13 protein-coding genes are annotated in these 19,368 nt (G+C 73.3%); 5 read left to right on the plus strand and 8 right to left on the minus strand.

All coding sequences use genetic code 11. The features are described 5' to 3' along the window. Positions 1 to 35: 35 nt before the first annotated feature. The gene (locus tag H4687_RS06030; protein ID WP_046920413.1) at positions 36 to 1,520 is read right to left on the minus strand and encodes an APC family permease; all 1,485 of its coding nucleotides are present in this window, start codon (positions 1,518 to 1,520) and stop codon (positions 36 to 38) included. 145 nt (positions 1,521 to 1,665) lie between these two features. On the opposite strand from H4687_RS06030, the gene H4687_RS06035 reads away from it, so the two are divergent. The 3 genes from H4687_RS06035 (at position 1,666) to H4687_RS06045 (ending at position 8,596) form a co-directional block, all read left to right on the plus strand. After that, positions 1,666 to 2,283 (plus strand): TetR/AcrR family transcriptional regulator C-terminal domain-containing protein, encoded by a 618-nt coding sequence (locus tag H4687_RS06035; protein ID WP_046916522.1) that lies wholly within the window; start codon positions 1,666 to 1,668, stop codon positions 2,281 to 2,283. A 77-nt stretch (positions 2,284 to 2,360) separates the two neighbouring features. Beyond that, positions 2,361 to 4,532 carry a TerD family protein gene (locus H4687_RS06040; RefSeq protein ID WP_046916521.1) on the plus strand — a complete coding sequence of 724 codons (2,172 nt, stop codon included), beginning with the start codon at positions 2,361 to 2,363 and terminating at the stop codon, positions 4,530 to 4,532. Between the two features lie 482 nt (positions 4,533 to 5,014). After that, positions 5,015 to 8,596 carry a tetratricopeptide repeat protein gene (locus tag H4687_RS06045; RefSeq protein WP_046916525.1) on the plus strand — a complete coding sequence of 1,194 codons (3,582 nt, stop codon included), beginning with the start codon at positions 5,015 to 5,017 and terminating at the stop codon, positions 8,594 to 8,596. A gap of 23 nt (positions 8,597 to 8,619) precedes the next feature. Here the strand turns inward: H4687_RS06045 and H4687_RS47435 are convergent, their stop codons facing one another. Next, positions 8,620 to 9,552 carry a peptidoglycan-binding domain-containing protein gene (locus H4687_RS47435; protein WP_046916520.1) on the minus strand — a complete coding sequence of 311 codons (933 nt, stop codon included), beginning with the start codon at positions 9,550 to 9,552 and terminating at the stop codon, positions 8,620 to 8,622. A 214-nt stretch (positions 9,553 to 9,766) separates the two neighbouring features. Here H4687_RS47435 and H4687_RS06055 point away from each other — a divergent pair, with 214 nt between their 5' ends. Then, a complete protein-coding gene (locus H4687_RS06055) occupies positions 9,767 to 11,164 on the plus strand; it encodes an RICIN domain-containing protein (RefSeq protein ID WP_107082355.1) in 1,398 nt (465 codons plus the stop codon). Here the strand turns inward: H4687_RS06055 and H4687_RS06060 are convergent. The 5 genes from H4687_RS06060 to H4687_RS06080 form a co-directional block, all read right to left on the minus strand. Continuing rightward, positions 11,108 to 11,479: a hypothetical protein gene (locus tag H4687_RS06060; protein WP_179860198.1), complete on the minus strand. Its 372-nt coding sequence runs from the start codon at positions 11,477 to 11,479 to the stop codon at positions 11,108 to 11,110. The genes H4687_RS06055 and H4687_RS06060 overlap by 57 nt on opposite strands. A 138-nt stretch (positions 11,480 to 11,617) precedes the next feature. Then, positions 11,618 to 12,784, minus strand: a complete 1,167-nt coding sequence (locus H4687_RS06065) for an XdhC family protein (protein WP_046916519.1) — start codon at positions 12,782 to 12,784, stop codon at positions 11,618 to 11,620. Beyond that, positions 12,777 to 14,897: a xanthine dehydrogenase family protein molybdopterin-binding subunit gene (locus H4687_RS06070; protein ID WP_046916518.1), complete on the minus strand. Its 2,121-nt coding sequence runs from the start codon at positions 14,895 to 14,897 to the stop codon at positions 12,777 to 12,779. Before H4687_RS06070 ends, H4687_RS06065 begins: the two co-directional genes overlap by 8 nt. Then, positions 14,894 to 15,886, minus strand: coding sequence for an FAD binding domain-containing protein (locus tag H4687_RS06075; RefSeq protein ID WP_046916517.1), 993 nt, complete (start codon positions 15,884 to 15,886; stop codon positions 14,894 to 14,896). The genes H4687_RS06070 and H4687_RS06075 overlap by 4 nt, the downstream gene beginning before the upstream one ends. Next, positions 15,883 to 16,449: a (2Fe-2S)-binding protein gene (locus H4687_RS06080; RefSeq protein WP_005474916.1), complete on the minus strand. Its 567-nt coding sequence runs from the start codon at positions 16,447 to 16,449 to the stop codon at positions 15,883 to 15,885. The genes H4687_RS06075 and H4687_RS06080 overlap by 4 nt, the downstream gene beginning before the upstream one ends. 209 nt (positions 16,450 to 16,658) lie before the next feature. Between H4687_RS06080 and H4687_RS06085 the strand changes: the two genes are divergently transcribed. Beyond that, positions 16,659 to 17,282 (plus strand): TetR/AcrR family transcriptional regulator, encoded by a 624-nt coding sequence (locus H4687_RS06085; protein WP_046916516.1) that lies wholly within the window; start codon positions 16,659 to 16,661, stop codon positions 17,280 to 17,282. Between the two features lie 841 nt (positions 17,283 to 18,123). Here H4687_RS06085 and H4687_RS06090 read toward each other — a convergent pair. Next, positions 18,124 to 19,317 carry a right-handed parallel beta-helix repeat-containing protein gene (locus H4687_RS06090; protein WP_046915018.1) on the minus strand — a complete coding sequence of 398 codons (1,194 nt, stop codon included), beginning with the start codon at positions 19,315 to 19,317 and terminating at the stop codon, positions 18,124 to 18,126. Positions 19,318 to 19,368: the final 51 nt, after the last annotated feature.

The raw sequence follows: 19,368 nt of genomic DNA on the forward strand, positions 1-19,368 counted from the left end.
GTGGTGAGGGGCGGCGGTCGGCTGGGGCGGCGGGGTCAGTCGCCGGCGGCTGCCGGGGGCTCGGCGGCGAAGTTCGCGTAGACCTCGGGCCGGGCCCGGCGCAGCCACCGGGCGAGAACGAGGCCGATGACGAGGACCGTCGGGACGAGGGCCGCCAGCAAGGTGTTGACCGTGGTGGAGGCGCCGGTGAACTGGTCGAGGTGGCTGACGACCAGGGTGAGGGCACCGGCCAGGAGTACCGCCGCGACCACGGGGGCCACGACCGTGCGCAGGACGCCCTCGGAGTGGGTGACCCGCCGGAAGTAGAAGGGCACGGCGAGCGCGGCGAGCAGTTGCAGCAGCATCAGGGCGAGCATGCCGGGGGTGTTCACCCACAGGAGCAGCTGCATGTAGGGATCGGCGCCGGCCGCGGCGAAGGCCAGGACGACGAGGGCGCCGAGCACGGTCTGGGCGATCCCCGCGACGTACGGGGAGCGGTGGCGCGGGTGGACGCGGGCCAGGGCCTTGGGGAGGATCCCCTCCTCGGCGAGGGCGAGGCCGTAGCGGTTGATGGCGTTGTGGAAGGCGAGCAGCGAGGCGAGGACGCTGGTGACGATGAGGACGCGCATCAGGTCGGCCGCCCAGGGGCCGACGTAGGTCGTGATGGCGGAGAAGAACAGGGCCGCCGGGTCGGCGCCGGCCGCCGCCATGACCTGGGCGTCGCCGAAGGCCTGGATGACGGTCCACACGATGAAGGCGTAGAACAGACCGAGGAAGCCGATGGCGAGGTAGGTGGCGCGAGGTACCGTGCGGGCCGGGTCGCGGGCCTCGCGGCGGTAGATGACCGTGGACTCGAAGCCGGTGAACGCGGCGAACGCGAAGGCCAGGACGGCCACCATGCCGGAGACCATGACGTTGTCCGGGGCGAAGGAGGCGACGGAGAGGCCGTCGGCGCCGCCCTTGATCAGCACTCCCCCGGCGAGCAGCACCAGGATGCCGGTCTCGGCGACGAGCAGGACGCCGAGGAGTTTGGCGCCGAAGTCGATGGACCGGTAGCCGGCCCAGCCGATGAGCAGCAGGCCTACGAGGGAGACGGGGAGCCACGGGATGCGCGTGCCGAACAGGGCGTCGGCGGTGTCCCGGGTGGCGGTGCCGAGGAGACCGTAGACGCCGATCTCCATCCCGTTGTAGCCGACGAGCGCCAGGAGCGCGGCGCCGATGCCGGCCCGGCGGCCGAGCCCCCGGGTGATGTACGCGTAGAAGGCACCGGCGCTGCGGACGTGGCGGCTCATGGTCGTGAAGCCGACGGCGAAGACGGCGAGCGTGAGCCCCGCGAGGAGATAGCCGACGGGGGCGCCGATGCCGCCCATCAGGATGGCGAGCGGGGCGACGCCCGCCATCACCGTGAGCGGGGCGGCGGCCGAGACGACGAAGAAGGCGATGTCGGTGGTGCCGAGGGTGCCGGAGCGCAGGGACGGCGCGGGAGTGGAGGACGTGCTTCCGGCCGGGACGGCGGCGGTCGCGTCGGGGGTGACGGTCATGGGGGAAAGCCCTTCTGCTGCGGGCGGGGAGACGGGGGTGGCGGGCCGTGCGGGATGACCGGGGGCCGCAAACCTAAAGGCTTTCGGTTTTCGCAATGTAGCCTTCACTCGGACTGCTGGGAAGACCCCGGAGGGGACGGACAAGATGGGTAGGCCGCGCACACCCCTGCTAGACAGGGAGCGCATCACCACCACCGCGCTGGAACTTCTCGACGCGCAGGGTGAGTTCAGCGTGCCGCAGATCGCCCGGCGACTGGGGGTGCAGACCGGTTCGGTGTACCACCATGTGGACGGCCGGGACGGCATCGTGGAACTGCTGCGCGAGCGCGTCGCGGCGGGCATCGACGCGAGTGCCCTCGACCTCCGGCCCTGGGACGAGGCCCTGGAGGCGTGGGCCCGCTCCTACCGCGCCGCCTTCGCGGCCCACCCCCGGGCCATCCCGCTGCTGACGACCTCACCGGTACGCGCCCCCCGCGTCCTCGAACAGTACGAGCGCGCCGTCACGCTGCTCCTCGACGCGGGATTCCCCCTCCCGGACGTGATGCCGGTGCTGGTCGCGCTGGAGAACGTCGTCCTGGGCTCGGCGATGGACCTCGCCGCACCCGTGGCCATGTGGGAGATCACCGACGAGTCGACCGCTCCGCGCCTGGCCCGGGCCCTGGACGCGGTGGGCGACGGTCGCGCCGACGCCGCCTTCGAGTTCGCCCTGGACGGGTTCCTCGCACACGCCCGGCGCAGGCTGCGGGCGGCCGCCGAGGTGTGACGGGACGTGTTCCGGGCCGGGCGCCGTACGGCGAAACTCCCGTGCGCCGCCTCGCACACCTCTGCGATCATCCCGCAATGACGCAGAGCCTCGCATCGCTGGTCATCCGGCACACCCACCGCGTTCCCGCCCCCGACGGGTCCGCCGGCGACGGCGCCGCGGCCGCGCGGCAGTTCGACGCCGTCCTCATGGACGTGGGCTTCAAGCTCTCGGCCGAGCTGCTGGAGCGGCTGTCGGGGCTGTCCGGGGCCGCCGTGCTGCACACCGCCCGGCGGACGCTGCGCACCGTGCGCGAGATGGTGGGCGACCACGTCCGCCACAACTCCTACTTCATCGACTTCCCGGCGAACGTGCCGGACACCGAGGAGTTCTGGACACGGTGCGTGGTGCGGGCCCTCGGCGACGAGAAGTCCCGCGAGAGTGTGCTGACGCAGCTGGCGAACGGGGTGCTGGACCTGCTGAGCCTGCCCACGTACGGCCGCTACCAGCACTCCTACGAGGAGATGCTGGCGGCCCAGGACGAGCTGATCGCCGCGGCCGGCGACCGGGTGACCGTCCTGCACGCCGGCCGCGACCTGGACGCCGAACTCACCGACCTGTACCTGGCCCTCGCGGGCAGCACCACCCCGCTGGGCGAGGAGCACCTGGGTGACCTCGCGCTGCTCGCCGGGCGGTGCGCGCTCGGCCCCCAGCCGGAGCGGATCCCCGTGCGGGAGAACCGGGCGGTCGTCAACGAGGCACGACTCGGCGCCGGCGCGGACCTCCTCCTGGACACCGTCACCGATGTGCTGCGGCTGGCCTGCGCGTTGTCGGGCGGCGATGTGACGCTGCAGGAGCCGACCCGGTTCCGGGCCCTGTCCCGTCCGGCGCGCCGGGCCCTGCTCGCCGGCCTGGACGCCGTGGTCGCGGCGAACCCCGCCAAGCTCGCCGATGTGCACGCGCACCGCGAGCCGTTCAAGCGGCTCGGTGAGCGCCTCCACCCGCACGAGTACCCGCGCTGGCCGCACGCCGCCGACGTGTTCGCCGTCGCGCGGGGCGAGAAGGAGGCACGGTCCTTCGGCAGCCGTGCCGAGCAGCTGCTCGGCGCGGGTGACGTGCCCGGCGCGGTGAAGCTGCTGGAGTCCGCGCCCGGCAGGCTGTTCCGCGCCCTGGACCTGCTGCTGCGCGCCGCCGCCGACCAGACGGAGCGGGACGCGGTGGTGGCCGCCGCGGTGCGCGGCGCGCCCGCGGTCTCCGGCCGGGTCGTGCTGTCGGTGCGCGAGCACTTCCACAACCGGGAGCGGGAGAGCGAGAAGCCGCGCATCTTCGTCAACCGCCGGGGCCGCGCCTGGGTGACCCCGGACCGGCGGCCACCCGTACCGGCCGCCGACCGCGACCGGCTCATCGCCGCCCTCGACGCCGAGATACGCCGCCGCCTCCCGGCGCCCGGCCGGCTGCTGGTCGACCCCGACATCCTCGACGTGGCGCTGCCGCTCAGCGGCCGGGCGACCTCCGCCGGGCTCGGAGTGCTGCCCCGGGGGTCGGTCTCGGCGGTCGAGGGCGAGCTGCTGCGGTTCTTCGTGTACTGGAAGGAGACCGAGCGGCGGACCGACTACGACCTGTCGGCACTGCTTCTCCGGTCCGACTACGACGTGGACGAGTGGCTGTCCTACACCTCCCTCACGGCCGTCGGGGGCGAGCACTCGGGCGATGTCACCGAAGCGCCCGAGGGGGCCTCGGAGTTCATCAACCTGTCCCTGGACCGGGTCCGGGCCGCCTACGTCGTGCCGCAGGTCAACATCTACGCGGGCGAGGGCTTCGAGGAGGTCGAGGAGTCGTTCTTCGGGTTCATGCTGCGGGACGGCGAGCAGAAGGGCCGGCCCTTCGAGCCGCGCACGGTGCGGATGAAGTCGGAACTGCGCGGAGTCGGCCGGGTGGCGCTGCCGCTGGTGTTCCGGCGCGGGGACGACGGCCGGTGGGGCGCGAAGTGGCTGCACCTGTATCTGAAGGGCATCTCGGAGGCCAACAGGGTCGAGGAGAACCAGGTGTCGGTGTCCAAGGTGGTGCGTGCCGTCGTGGAGCGCGAGCAGCTGACGGTGGGCTATCTGATCGACCTGATGTCCGACGGTGACACGGTGATGGACCTGTGGGACGGCCGGTCGGTCCCGGAGGAGCCCGTGACCTACCTCGGCCTCGAACGGCCCGAGGGGCTGCACCCGGACTCCCGGGTCGTCACCCTCGGAAATCTGCGCGACCTGATCCCGGGCTGAGTGCTAGCGTTGGCCGCGGCGAGGCCATGGAGGGGCTTCCTTCTCATTCACTCCAAATGATTCAAGTCCCTTCGCTCTCCTCGCCACCGACCTCGAACCGGGGGGCGCCCGCGCGGCGCCTCCCGGTTTTCGTGTGTCCGCGGCTCGCCCTGTCGAAAATCGGCACGACCTGGGCCCGGTCCCGCTGGTAGCGTCGCTCGCGGCGAGGCCATGAACGGGCTTCCTTCTCCTCCGCCGTGCGAGCGGCTTACATGTGATGAGTCCTTTCGCCCTCCTCGCCCTCGACGACGCTCCGGTCGGCGCCCACGCTCATCGCGCGTGCGCCGACCGAGCCGTTGTCAGGGCCTGTCCCGCGTAGAGGTCGGCGGTAGGGGATCCCACCCTGGCCACGAGGCCCGGAATTGCCGCTCCGGTGGTCCGGGCGCACGCTGGAACGAGGAGGGGGTGGCGGACAGTGGGCGCCGGAAGAAGGGCGCGTGGTCATGCCCTCGCTCAAGCATCTCGTCCGGGAGACCGGTCGCGTCGTGTGGTCGTGGCCACCGACGGGAGCGCGTCGGTGGCGGCGCGTCGCACGGCTTCTCAGGGCCGCGCTCAGTGCCGGCGCGGCCTTCGTGCCGATCGCCGCCGCACTGGTCGCGCTCGCCGTGACGGGGGTGGTCCACGACCTGTCCGGGAAGTGGTCCCTGGCGGAGTGGGTCACGCTCGTCCTGGCCCTCCTGCTCGTCATGCTGGCGGTCAGCAGGCGGCCGTCGCGTCCCGTGCGGATCCTGTCGTTCAAGAACCTGGTCGCCGGGGACGACGTCGGCGAGCTGGACAAGGTGGCGGCGGGCTTCGCCGAACTGCTGCACAGCGAGATCGAGCGGATCTCCGAGCTGGTCAGACAGGAACCGTTCATCACACCCGCCGATGTGCTCAACCCGGCCGGTGAGCGGGGCGAGATGGTGCTGCGGTCGTCGACGCGGGTGCCGTTCAAGTCCGGTGTCGCGGCCACCGGACTGCACGGGGACATCAAGGAGACGGAGATCGGCACCGTCGCCCTGGGCCCGCTCCAGCTCCAGGTCGGCACGCTGCTCACGCTCGTGGAGCGCACCTTCGGCCGCACCCTCCAGGGCTCGCTGGTGGAGGCCGACGGGGTCCTGCGGGTCGTCGCCTCGCAGTCCGGGCACGGCGGCCGCACCTGGTCCGCGCAGACGGACATCGCCTCCGGTGACGTACGCCGGGCCAGTGCCTCGCTCGCCCGTGAACTGGCCCACCGCATCGAACTGGAGCGGCCGGGGGCCGGGGAGTCGGGGGCGGACGTAGACAGTTTCCAGCGGCTGGTGGACGGGCTGGAGAGCTATCAGCGGTTCCAGCGGGAGGGGCTGCTGCATCATCTCGACGCGGCGGAGGAACACTTCCGCGCGGCCCTCTCGCACAGCCCCGGCTACGCGGCCGCCTATCACAACCTGGGCCTGGTCTACCGTGAGCAGCGCCGGATCCGCACCGACATCGGGCTCCGGGCGTCCACGGTGGTGCGCAGCGCGGCCACGCTGATGTGGCAGAAGGCGGTCGCCCTCGACCCGGCCCTCGCTCCCGCCCGGGTCCAACTCGCCCGGGCGGCCCTCGAACAGGCGGAGCATCCGGACGTCGACGCGGCCAAGCGCGCCGAACTCCTCGACCAGGCCGCCCAGTCGGCCCGCAGTGCTCTGCGGCAGTCCTGCGGCGGCCATCCCATGGACGGCGCCCTCGCCGCGTACTGGCTCGGCGTGGCGCTGCTGCAGCAGGAGGCGGACCTGGGCCGGGCGGACGCGGCGCGGGCCTCGGAGCCGACGGGCATGCCGGAGCCCGGACGGGAGGCCGGGCCGTCGCCCAGCGGGGAGGCGGGACGGACGGACGCGCGGAGCCGGGCCGACACCAGGGTTCGGGAGGCCCTCCGCCTCTTCCACCGCACCGAGCGGGACCTCGTCGACGAACGGGCCCGCCGACTGGTCCTGGACGGCGACGAGGCGGCGGTGCGGCCGTTGACGGAGCGGATCGCCCATGTGGTCGCCATGCGGTCCGAGTGCTGGTTCCGGCTGGCCCGTGACGCGGACGACCGGGCGGGACGCCGCGCCCGCGGGAGGGCGGACCGATGCCTGCGTACGGCCATCCGCTGGGCCCCCGACATGGCCGAACTGCACGCGCTGCGGGGCCGCATGCTGCAGAAGCACAACCGCGAGGGTGCGCTCTTCGCCTGTCTGGAGGCCATCCAGCGGGACCCGCAGAACCATCACGTGGCCGTCCGCGACGTCGGCCTGTTCGCGGCCGGCTCACCGGACGCCGGAGACACGCACGAGCTGGCCACCGCCCTGTTCACCGTCGCCGCGCACCAGCATCCCGACGACGCGGAGGCCTGGCTCCTGCTGGCCGTCAACCAGATGTTCTGGCGGGGCGACAGCGCGGCCGCCCGGGCTCTCGCGGGCATGGCGCTGGCCCTTGAGCCCTGCCGGGAGGACGTACGCCGGATCGTGAACGCGTACTGGCCCTCGACCGACGGATCCGGCGGCGCCGACCGCAAGCCGTTCGTCCTGCGCTGGGCACGGGCCTGGGCCCACGCCCGGGAGGCCCAGCAGCACTTCGACGAGGCCGGCCTGCGGGAGGCGCTGTCGGAGATCGAGTCGCTGCGGGGCGCGCCGGGGTCGTCCGCGCCCGAAGTGTCCCTGGCCGCACGGGAGATCGGGCTGCTGCACTGCGCGCTCGCGGGTCTGATCCGGCCCTCGGACCGGCAGCGCCGTCACTGGGCGGCGGCGGTGGCGGAGCTGACCCGGGCGGTCCGGGAGGGGCTGCCCGCCGGGCTGGAGACCCCGCCGCAGTGGAACGTCGAGCTGGGCGACGCGCACGCGGCCCTCGGCGACTCCCTGGCCGACGCGGAGCACCGCGCTCCAGCCGCCGGTCCGAGCTACCGGGACGCGGTCGGGCAGTACGACCTCGTTCTCGACCGGCCGCCGAAAACGGTCTGTCCTCGGTACCGTTCGGGCCGCCGCGGCCAGGAGAGGCTGACCGTGCTGTCCGCCGAGCCGCCGGACCTGCCCACCAGGGCCCGGGCCCTGGCGGGGCGCGCTGCGGTGTTCGTACGGCAGCGGCGGACGAGCGAGGCGGTGCGGGACTGCCGGGACGCGTTGAAGCTGGCGCCCCTGTACGCGTATCCCCGCTTCACCCTGGCACGGCTGTACCGCGACCACCGGGCGCAGTACGACCTCGCCGAGGAGACGCTGTTGCGGCTGATCGAGCTGCTCCCGGCCGGGGAGCAGCGGGACCAGGCGCGTCTGGAACTGGCCGTCACCCATCGGGGGCAGGCGGAGACCTCGCAGGACGACGAGCGCGTGGAGCTGCTGGAGCGGGCTCGGGAGGAGTTGGTGGACGCGACGCGGGAGGCCTCGCTGAGCGCGGACCTGGAGGCGCGGATGCACGAGGAGCTGGCCAACGTCCTGGATCTGCTGGGCCGTTCGGACGACGCGATCGTCGCCCTGCGCTCGATCGGCGGCTCGGTCCGGCAGCCGGGCGCCGGCCGGCACCATGAGTGGATCGCCCATCTGATCGCCGGCCGTGAGCAGCCGTGGGAGGTGGAGCAGGAGCTTCTGGAGGCCCAGGACGCCTGCGCGGCCCGGCTGACCGCGTACCGCGGCACGGACGAGGAGGCTCCACTGCGGGCCGCACTGGTCATCCTCACGGCACGGCTCGCCATGTTCTACGCGGAGCAGGGCATCCGGCTCGACGAGGCGCGTCTGCTGGCGGAGGGGGCGCTGAAGAGTGCGCGCCGGGTGCTGGAGCCGAGCCGGATGGCCGTGTGCGAGGACGCCTGCGGCTGGGTCGCGTTCCGGCAGGGACGCCTCGACGAGGCCGTCGACCTTCTGGAGGACGCCGTCGAACACTCCGGCGGCCACGCCCAGCAGTGGGCCCACCTCGCCCAGGCCCTGGAGGCCCGCGACGATCCCGAGGGCACCGACCACGCCCGCGACATCTGGCAGCAGATCGCCGAGCAGTTCCCCCACAGCGAGACGGCCGAACAGGCCCACCGCCACCTCGACCTGCTCGCCCAGGGCTGAGCGACCTCGCCGCGTAGGAGGCGTCAGGGTTCCGAGGTCTCGGACTCCAGTGCGGCCCGGGTCGTCTCGCCGTACACCCCCGACTCGTCCTCCAGGAGGACGCGGGTCAGCTGGTAGCCGCGGACCACGCTCTGGACCTCGCGGTCGTAGTCGCCGTCCGCCTCGCCGTCGTAGAGGCCGAGCTGGCCCAGACGGAGCTGGAGTTCGGTGACCTCCGCTCCCTGGTCGCCGAGGCCGAGGACGGGCGGCTTTCCGGCGGACGCGGTGGGTGCGGGGACGCCGGTGGCGGTGGCGTCGCTGTCGGACGGGGTTCTGCTGGGGGTGCCGGAGCCGGTGGGGGTGGCCGGACTCTCGGTCGGGGTCGCTTCCGGCGAGGCGGACGAACTCGCGGACGGGGACGCGGACGGGGACGCCGAGGACACCGTGGGGGACGGGGGCGCCGAGGACGAGGGCTCCGCGCCCGCCGCCGCCTCCGGGAGGTCGGCCCTGATGTCGCCGGGGCCCGAGCCGTCCCGCGAGGGGGCCTCGTAGGAGAAGAGGCCGCCGATGGTTCCCGCCGTCATGAGGACGGCGGCCGCCGCGACGCCCACCCCGGCGGCCGGCAGCGCGCGGCGGCGCCGCCGTTTGCCCCGGGCGGGGGCGACCGGAGGCTCCTCCTCGGCGGCCGGCACGAGGTGGGGCTCGGTGGGAGTGGTCGGCGCCTGGGGCGGCTCGGTGGGGGTGGTCGGTGCCGGCGTGTCGTCGGCCGCCGGGGCGTCCGGCCGCGGTTCGTCCTCGCCGACCTTCACGAACGGTCGTATGCGGACCGGGTCGAAATCCTCGGCGGCCTCCGCCTGTGCCGTCCGGATGTCGCGGTGGGCTTCCGACGCGAGCCGGCCGCAGGAGCAGGCCGGGGTGCCGTCCGTCGCGCGGGGCGTACCGCACTGCGGGCAGGCAGGGGCTGTCGGTTCACTCACGCGTGGTCCTCTTCGAGCGGCTTCCAGAGTTTAAACAGATCTTCTGCACAGAATCCCCAAGACTTGCTTGAATCACAAACTTCTCGCCGGCCAAGTGCCGTTACGTGGCCGCGAGTTCACGTAGGTCTTCCTGTGCCAGGACTGGTGCGCGACCCGGTGCTCGGTGTGTCATGCCTCTGACATCAACCCGGCGTGCCGGAGCGGAAGGAACCCCGTGAGTCTGTCCCGTCCCCAACCCCGTCCTCGTTCGCGCCCCCGCGCGCACGCCCGCGCCCTGTGCGCGGCCGCCGCACTCGCCCTGGGCGTGCCCATGGCGCTCCCGGGCCCCGCCGCAGCCGCGGTTCCCGCGTACTCGGTCTATCTGCAGAACTCCGTCACCGGTCTCAACGCGGCGGACAGCGACGGTACGGTCGTCGCGCACAACCCCAAGGGCAACGAGGACCACCAGCAGTGGACACCGGTCGCCGTCGGCGGCGGCCACCAGTTGCGCAACGCCGACGAGTCGGGGATCTGCCTCGGCCGCGACGGCACCTCGGCGGTGACGGCCGCCTGTGGCGCGGACGGCACCACCTGGACCGTCACCGAGGCCGCGAGCGGCACGTACACGATCGGCGTGCCCGGCACCTCGCAGTACCTGACGGGCGTGTCCTCGGACTCCTCCCTGGTCCGGGTCGGGTCGAACGGGGACCAGGCCCGCTGGTACCTCACGCCGGTCGCCCCCGCCACGTCGGCCATGCCGTCCCCCGGCACCCGGACCCTCGACCAGGTCACGTTCCTCACCTCCCACAACGCCTTCGCCAACGGCGCCGACGGCAACTTCGCCTCGTTCCCGGTCAGCCTCTTCCCCAACCAGTCGCGCGGAGTGAGCCGTCAACTCACGGACGGGGTGCGGGGGTTCATGCTGGACGCGTACACCGTGTCGGGGCAGGCCGTGCTCTGCCACAACAGCTGCGACGGCGTCGGCAGTCCGGTTCCGCTCGCCACCGACCTCCGGCGCACGGTCGACTTCCTCAAGGCCAACCCGGGCCAGTTCGCCACCGTCTTCCTGGAGGACTACACCTCCTCCGACGTGCTGAAGGCGTCGCTGGCCTCCGTCGGCGGTCTGTCCGACGTGCTGTACCGGCCGGACCAGGAGGGCGTGGCGACCAGCGGCTGGCCGACCATGGCGGACCTCGCCGCGCGGGGCAAGCAGCTGTTGATCTTCAGCGACCGCACCCGCGCGAGCGACGTCTCCGCCGGATACGCCACCCGCGACACCTTCGGGGTGATGTACCAGCGGGAGTGGACCGTGGAGAACTACTGGTCCATGGGCGGCGGGCTCGGCGGCTCCGACTGGTCCTGCTACAGCCGCTGGGGCACGAGCAGGCCCCTCACCACGGACTCGGCCGCCTTCCACCCACTGTTCGTCATGAACCACTTCCGCGACTACACCATCAGCGGCACGGCCGAGACGGACAACGCCAAGCTGGGCAACCGCGCGCAGAACTTCTGCACCCCGGCCGCGCGCAAGAAGCCCAACTACCTCGCCGTCGACCGCTACGAGCTGGGCTCGCCGTCACCGCTCACTACGGTCGGGAACCTCAACACGTACGTCCTCGCGGCGGGCCAGTAGCCGTCGTCCCGGCAGACGGCGGTGCATCTGCGGACGGTCCTCCGCCGACCGTCGCCGGGACAGGTGCCGGACCGTCCTGCGGGGCATCGTGCGGATGCCCCGCAGGACGGGCAGGTGGCTCCGGGACAGCTTCGCCCGCTCCCCGCCGCCCGCGATCAGGGCGTTGACCGACGCCATCGGGTCACCGCCGGCCGACCGCGCCACCAGCGCGCCGACCACGAGAGGAACGAGCACCACCGCGAGGGCCGAACCGGTGGCGGCGGCCGTGGCGGTGACGTTGCGGAGGGGGCGAGGGCGCGAGGGGGGCGTGTCCATGCAGACAGTGCACCAGCGGCCGGTGGTCCGGGGCATCGGGCCTCGTACTCAGTCGCCCCGGCCGACGTACTCAGGACCGCGTGTCCTCGGACGTCCTCGGGCCCGCGTGTCCTCAGGCGTACTCGGGCCCGTGCCTTCTCAGGCCGCCGCCACGTCACCTCTCTCCGCCGCCTCATGGTGGATCGGCGTCCCCGACCCGGTCAGCGGGACGCCCGTCCCGCCGCGCCGGGCCGCGACGATCTCCGCCGCGATGGACAGGGCCGTCTCCTCGGGCGTACGGGCGCCGAGGTCGAGCCCGATCGGGGACCTGAGCCGGGCCAGCTCCCGTTCGGTGAGGCCGGCTTCGCGCAGGCGCCGTTCACGGTCGGCGTGTGTGCGGCGGGAGCCCATCGCCCCCACGAACGCGACCGGCATCCGCAGGGCCGCCGTGAGCAGCGGGATGTCGAACTTGGCGTCGTGGGTGAGCACGCACAGGACCGTGCGCCGGTCGGTGGCGGTGCGCCGCAGGTAGCGGTGCGGCCAGTCCACCACGATGTCGTCGGCCTCGGGGAAACGGGCCCGCGTGGCGAAGACGGGGCGGGCGTCGCACACGGTGACGTGGTGGCCGAGGAACTTGCCCGCGCGCACCAGCGCCGCCGCGAAGTCGATCGCCCCGAACACGATCATGCGGGGCGGCGGCACCCGTGTCTCGACGAGGAGGGTGAGGCCGCCGGGGCAGTGCGATCCGTCCGCCGACAGCTCGACGGTGCCGGAGCGTCCGCCGTCCAGCATGGCCCGTGCCTCGGCGGCGGCCGTCCGGTCCAGCTCGGGGTGCCCGCCGAGACCGCCCTCGGCCGCCCCGTCGTACGCCCGGTCGCCGGCCCCGTCGGCCCGTACGAGCAGGGCCTGTCCGAGGAGTTCGGCCGGGCCCCGGACGACGCGGGCGAGAGCCGTCCGCTCACCCCGGGCGGCGGCCGAGAGGGCGGCGCGCAGCACGGCTCGGACCGGCGACCCGGCGGTGACGGGGGTGACCAGGATGTCGATGACGCCGCCGCAGGTCAGGCCGACGGCGAACGCGTCCTCGTCGCTGTAGCCGAAGCGCCGCAGGACGGTCCCGCCGTCCGCCAGGGCCTGGCGGCACAGCTCGTACACCTCGCCCTCGACACAGCCGCCGGAGACCGAGCCGACGGCCGTGCCCCGGCTGTCGACGGCGAGGGCCGCGCCGGGGCCGCGCGGGGCGCTGCCGCTCACCGCCACGACGGTGGCGACGGCGAAGTCGCGGCCCTCCTCGGCCCACGTGCTCAGCTCGGTGGCCGCGTCAAGCATCCCGGCCCGCCGTCAGGACGCGGTCGGGCCGGATGGGCAGATGGCGGTGGCGTACGCCCGTGGCGTGCCGGACGGCGTTGGCGACGGCGGCGGCCGCGCCCACGATGCCGATCTCGCCGATGCCCTTGATGCCCACGGGATCGTCGGGGTCGAGGTCCTCCACCCAGTCGGCCTCGACGGCGGGTACGTCGGCGTGCGCGGCCACGTGGTATCCGGCGAGGTCGGCGCCGTAGTGGCCGCCGGACGCCCGGTCGCGTACCGCCTCCTCGTGCAGGGCCATGGAGATGCCCCAGATCATGCCGCCGACGAGCTGGCCGCGGGCGGTGAGCGGGTTGACGATCCTTCCGGCCGCGAAGATGCCGAGCATGCGGCGCACGCGGACCTCGCCGGTGGCGGGGTCCACGGCCACCTCGGCGAACTGGGCGCCGTAGGAGTGGCGTTCCTTCTGGGCGAGGGCGCCGATGGCGGCGGTGGTGTCGGAGCGGACGGTGATGCCCTCCGGCGGGATGTCGGCGCCGAGGGCGAGGCGTTCCCTGACGTCACGGGCCGCAAGGGTGACGGCCCAGGCCCAGGAGCGGGTTCCCATGGAGCCGCCGGCGATCATGGCGGGTCCGAAGTCGCTGTCGCCGATCCGTACCCGGACCTGCTCCGGCGCGACCTCCAGCGCGTCGGCGGCGACCAGGGTGAGCGCGGTGCGGGCGCCGGTCCCGATGTCCGCCGCGTTGACCCGCACGGTGAAGGTGCCGTCGGCCTCGGCGGTCACAGCCGCCGTGGACGGTGCGGCGCCCGCGCCGAAGGAGGCCGCCGCCGTGCCGGTGCCGAGCAGCCAGCGGCCCTCGCGGCGCATCCCGGGACGCGGGTCGCGGTCGGCCCAGCCGAACCGGCGGGCGCCCTCGCGGAAGCAGGCGCGCAGGTTGCGGCCGGCGAACGGCAGCCCGGAGACGGGGCCGCGCTCGGGTTCGTTGCGGATCCGCAGTTCGATCGGGTCGATGCCCAGCTTCTCGGCGAGTTCGTCGATCGCCGACTCCAGCGCGAACGAGCCCGGTGCCTCGCCGGGCGCGCGCATCCAGGTCGGGGTCGGCACGTCGAGCCGTACCACCTTGCTGGTCGTGTGGTGGGCGTCGGCGGCGTACATGACGCGGGCCGGTCCGGCGGCCGGCTCGATGAACTCGTGCACGGTCGAGGTGAGGCTCTGCGAGCGGTGCTCCAGGGCGCGCAGCCGTCCGTCGGCGTCGGCGCCGAGCCGGACGCGCTGGGCGGTGGGACTGCGGTAGCCGGCGAGGGAGAACATCTGACGCCGGGTCATGACCACCCGGACCGGGCGCTGCAGGACGGTCGTGGCCATGACGGCGGCGACCTGGTGCGCGCGGACGCCCTTGCTGCCGAAGCCGCCGCCGACGTGCTCGGAGCGCACCCGTACCGAGGCCGGGTCGAGGGAGAACAGGTTGGCGAGTTCGCCCGCGACCCACATGGTGCCCTGGTTGGAGTCGAGGACGTCGAGCCGGCCGCCGTCCCAGCGGGCCGTCACCGCGTGCGGCTCCATCGGGTTGTGGTGTTCCTCGGGGGTGGTGTACTCGGCGTCCACGACCACGGCGGAGGCCGCGAGTTCGCCCTCCAGGTCACCCTTCTCGATCACCGCGGGGCCGAAGGCGTCCAGCGCGTAGGCGTCCGGGTGGTCGGCGGCGAACGCGATGTCGTGCGTCTGCCGGTCGTAGTGCACGACCAGCGCCTCGGCGGCCTCCCTGGCCTGCTCGGAGGTCTCGGCGACGACGAGCGCCACCGGCCAGCCACGGTGCGGCACCCTGTCGTGCTGGAAGACGGCGGTGGTCGGGTCGGGCTTCGACCCCATGAGACCCGCGTAGTCGGTGTCGAGACGCGGGGCGTTCTCGTGCGTCAGGACGGCGAGCACGCCGGGCATGCCGAGCGCGTCGGCGGTCTCGATCGAGCGGATCCGGCCGCGGGCCACGGTGGACAGCGCGAGCCAGCCGTGGACGAGTCCGGTGAAGGGGATCTCCCCCGCGTAGCGGGCGGCGCCGGTGACCTTGTCGCGGCCTTCGACGCGGGTGTGCGCGGTGCCGACGGCGCCCTGGTGCGCCGTGGGGGCGGTGGTCATCGGGAGGCCTCCTCGGTGAGTTCGGACAGGACGGCCACGACGAGGTTGCGCATGAGCGTCACCTTGTACCCGTTGTGCGGCAGCGGTGCGGCCGCGGCCAGTTCGGCGTCGGCGGCGGCCGCGAAGGACTCGGCGGTGGCCGGGGTCCCGGTCAGCACATGCTCGGCCGTGCGGGCCCGCCACGGCCGGGACGCGACCGCCCCGAAAGCCAGCCGCACCTCGTGCACGAGGCCGTCGCGGACGTCGAGCGCGGCGGCGATCGAGCCGATGGCGAAAGCGTACGAGGCGCGTTCACGGACCTTGCGGTAGCGGGAGTGCGCGGCGACGGGGGCGGGCGGCAGGACGACGCCGGTGATCAGTGCTCCCGGCGGCAGGGCCGTCTCGATGTGCGGGGTGTCGCCCACCGGGAGGTAGAAGTCGGCGAGCGGCGACTCGCCGGGCCCGTCGGCCGTCTCGTACGTCACCACGGCGTCGAAGGCGGCCAGGGCCACCCCCATGTCGGAGGGATGCGTGGCCACGCAGTGCCCGGAGGCGCCGAGGACCGCGTGGTTGTGGTGCTCGCCCTCGATCGCGGGGCAGCCGCTGCCGGGCAGGCGCTTGTTGCAGGGCTGGGTCACGTCGGCGAAGTAGCCGCAGCGGGTGCGCTGCAGGAGGTTGCCGCCGACGGTGGCCATGTTGCGCAGCTGACCGGACGCGCCGGCCAGCACCGCCTGGGCCAACGCCGGGTAGCGGCGGCGGACTTCGGGGTGCGCGGCGAGGTCGCTGTTGGTGACGGTCGCGCCGATCCGCAGTCCGCCGTCCTCGGTGGACTCGATCCCGTCGAGGGGGAGTTCGCGGACGTCGACGAGCCGGGCGGGCCGCTCGACGCCGGTCTTCATCAGGTCGACGAGGTTGGTGCCGCCGCCGAGGAAGCGGGCCTCGGGGTCGGCGCCGAGCAGGGCGACCGCGCCGGAGACGTCGTACGCCCGCTGGTAGTCGAACTCCTTCACGCCACGGTCTCCTTGGTGTTCGCGGTGCTGTCGGCGGCGGCGCGGGCGACGGCCTCGACGATCGACACGTAGGCGCCGCAGCGGCACAGGTTGCCGCTCATCCGCTCGCGGATCTCCGCGGGGGTGAGCGGTGGCGCTCCCGCCTCGGGGCGGACGTCGTCGGTGACGGCGCTGGGCCAGCCCGCGGCGTGTTCCTCGATGACCGCGATGGCCGAGCAGATCTGGCCCGGGGTGCAGTAGCCGCACTGGAAGCCGTCGAGATCGAGGAACGCCTGCTGCACGGGGTGCAGTTCGTCCCCGTCGGCGACGCCCTCGATGGTGGTGATCTCGCGGCCCTCGGCCGCGACCGCCAGCTGCAGGCAGGAGACGCTCCGGCGTCCGTCGACGAGGAGGGTGCAGGCACCGCACTGTCCCTGGTCGCAGCCCTTCTTGGTGCCGGTCATGTCGAGGCGCTCGCGCAGGGCGTCGAGCAGGGTGGTGCGGTGGTCGACGGAGAGCGTGTGCTTCTCGCCGTTGATGTTCAGGGTGATGGCGCTGTACGTCGAGGAGGTGGCTGGGGACATGGTCAGCCTTCTTTCGCGTATCCGGAGCATGTCGGAGGGACTCGCTCCGGCAGGCGGTCGAGTCATGGAGAGGGACAGCGGGGGTGCCCACGCCGGCCTCGCCGACGCTACGATGACACAAACGGACAGCTGTCCTCTCCGAAAAAACCTAATGGACAGTTGTCCGCTTAACAAGAACGGGTTTCGGCCAGGACCCGCGAGGAGGTGCTGTGGAGCGGAAGAGGGATGCTCCCCTGCGCTCGGACGCCCAGCGCAACCGTGAGCGCATCCTGGCGGTCGCCCTGACCGAACTGACGCGCAGCGCGGACGCGCCGTTGAGCGGGATCGCCAGAAAGGCGTGCGTCGGACAGGGCACGTTCTACCGGCACTTCCCCACCCGGGAGGCCCTGGTCCTGGAGATCTACCGACACGAGATGCGGCTGGTCGCCGACTCCGCCGTCGAACTGCTCGCCACGCGCGCGCCGGACCGGGCGCTGCGCGAGTGGATGGACCGGTTCGCCCGGTTCGCCATGACCAAGGCCGGCCTCGCGGACGCGATCCGCCAGGCCACCAGCCGCCCCGACGGCCCTGACCGGCCGGCCCACACGCCGGTGACCGACGCCGCCGAACTCCTGCTTCGCGCGGGCGAGAAGGCCGGGACCGTCCGCCCCGGAGTCACCGCGGACGATTTCTTCCTGGCGATCGCCGGCCTCTGGCAGCTCGACCCCCAGACCGACTGGCAGCCACGCGCCGCCCGCCTCCTCGACCTCGTCATGGACGGGCTGCGCACGGGGGCCGCGAGCCCGGAGCGTCGAGCACGGCCCGGTTCACCCGGACGACGCACGCGACCGTGACGCCGGCGGACCTCCGCCGGGTCACGGGCCAGCGGCTCACGGGTGGGGGAACGTGCGGTACGGCGCCGGTGGCGAACATGTGGTGCCCGCACGGTCACGCACGGGCCGGTGATGGCGATGGTGGCGCCGACCGGCGATGACGCCTAGGGGCGAGGACGAGCTGTCCGCTGCGCCGGCTACGGCTCCGGGTGGCCGCGCATGTGCGCGCGAAAGGACCAGGCACGGCTCCGGGTGACAGCGCATGTGCGCGCGAAGGACCGGGCACTGCCGAGCGCGCGCCCCGTCAGAGCGGCGCCGCACCGCTCGCGGACCGCAGGAACACGGGCGCCGCAACCCGGGCACCGGCTCCGGCCCCCTTGCCTACGACGGCGAGGGGACAGCCACGTCGGCACTCGCGAAGGACGGGCGCCCCCCGAAGCACCGTGCTCCGTCGCAACCGCGCCGCTCGCGGGCCGCAGCAACACGGACGCCGCAACCCGGCCGCCGGCCACCCCGCCTGCGACGGCGACGGCGACGACGCCTGCGACGGCGACGACGACGGACAGACACGTCGGTGCTCGCGGATCGCAGGACACCGCGCCGGAATCCGGCCGTTCACCGCCGAGCCCGCAGGAAGCGAGACCGCGTGCGCGCTCACGAACGAAGTCGGCGTCCGCCGACGTGCGGAATCCCTCAGAACCGCGCCGCGCCCCCACCGCCCCCGGACCGCAGGAACACCGAACCCCGGCAGCAACCCGCCCGCCACCTCCGCCCGGCGAACCCGCCCGCCACCTCCGCCCCGACAGTCGACACCGCGTCGGCGCTCACGAACGGACCGGCGCCGCCACCGCGCCACCCTCCCTCAGAACCGCGCCCCCACATCCGCACCACCCGCCGGTCGCAGGAACGGTGACGTCGGGATCGAGCCGTCCGCCGTCCGGGGGCCGGTGATCGTCGTCGCGTCCGTGCTCGTGAAGGACCAGGTGCCGCCAAGGTTCCAGGAGTTGCCGCTGCCGCCGGAGTTCGAGCCCAGCGAGACGTTCGTGCCGTTGGCGACCGCGAGGTTCTTGGTCAGTGTGCCGTCGGCGTCGGCGAAGTCGAACCCGGTGCCCTTGTTGCGCCACGCCGTGCAGCGCTCGGCCAGCAGCGCACCGGGGTTGGCGTTGTCGATGAACCCCCCGGCGGAGTTGTCCCACGCCGCGCTGTTGCGCACGACATGCCCCGCGGGCGGGTCTTCGTCACCGCCGCCGCCGAGCTTGAAGCCGTTTCCGTCACCGGTGTAGTTCGGCAGGCTCCAGCGGTTGTAGCCGTTGCCGTGGGTGACGCTCGCCTCGACCGTCACCGGCGAGAGGAACTCCCAGAAGTCCAGCCCGTCGTCGGCGTTGTTCCACAGCCGGGCCCCGCGCACGACGTTGCCCGTCCCGGAACCCTCCTTGATCGCCAGGCCGTCGGCGCTCTCACCGTTCTTGCGCGGATCCCGGTTGCCGTAACTGTCCAGGTTGATGATCTGGTTGGCACTCGACGCACCCTGGAGGTGCAGGCCGGACTCGTAGTTGTCGCGCGTGACCAGCCGCTCGAAGACGTTGCCACTGGTGTCCACGCCGAAGATCCCGTACGGCCCGTTGGCGATCTCCAGTCCGCTCAGCCGCCAGTACTCCCCCTCGATGTGGATCGCGCCCCGCTGGGCCCGGGGGATGCTGGAGCCGACCGCGCCGGGGGTGTACGGCATCCCCTCACCGTCGATGACGACCCGCTCGCCGTTGTAGTTGCCGAGCCGGATGGGCTGGCTCGCCGTGCCGCTCTTGAGCAACTGGATGCTCGCCGTCGGCGCGTAGGTTCCGCCCCGGATCAGGATCGAGTCGCCCGCCTGCGCCAGGTCCACCGCCCGCTGGACGGTCCGCAACGGGGCCGCCAGGGTGCCGGCGTTGCTGTCGTTGCCGTTGGTCGCCACGTAGATGTTGCCGACGGCGTGCGCGGCCGGGGCGGACAGGGCGAGCAGGCCGCCGGCCAGGACGCTCAACAGGCTTACGCACGCGGTGAATCGCTGTGGACGCATGGGTCGTCTCCCGGGCAACCGAAGGGGAAAGCGCTTTCCGAGCCCGGACGC

The sequence above is a fragment of the Streptomyces stelliscabiei genome, from assembly GCF_014873495.1.
Classification (GTDB): Bacteria; Actinomycetota; Actinomycetes; order Streptomycetales; family Streptomycetaceae; genus Streptomyces; species Streptomyces bottropensis.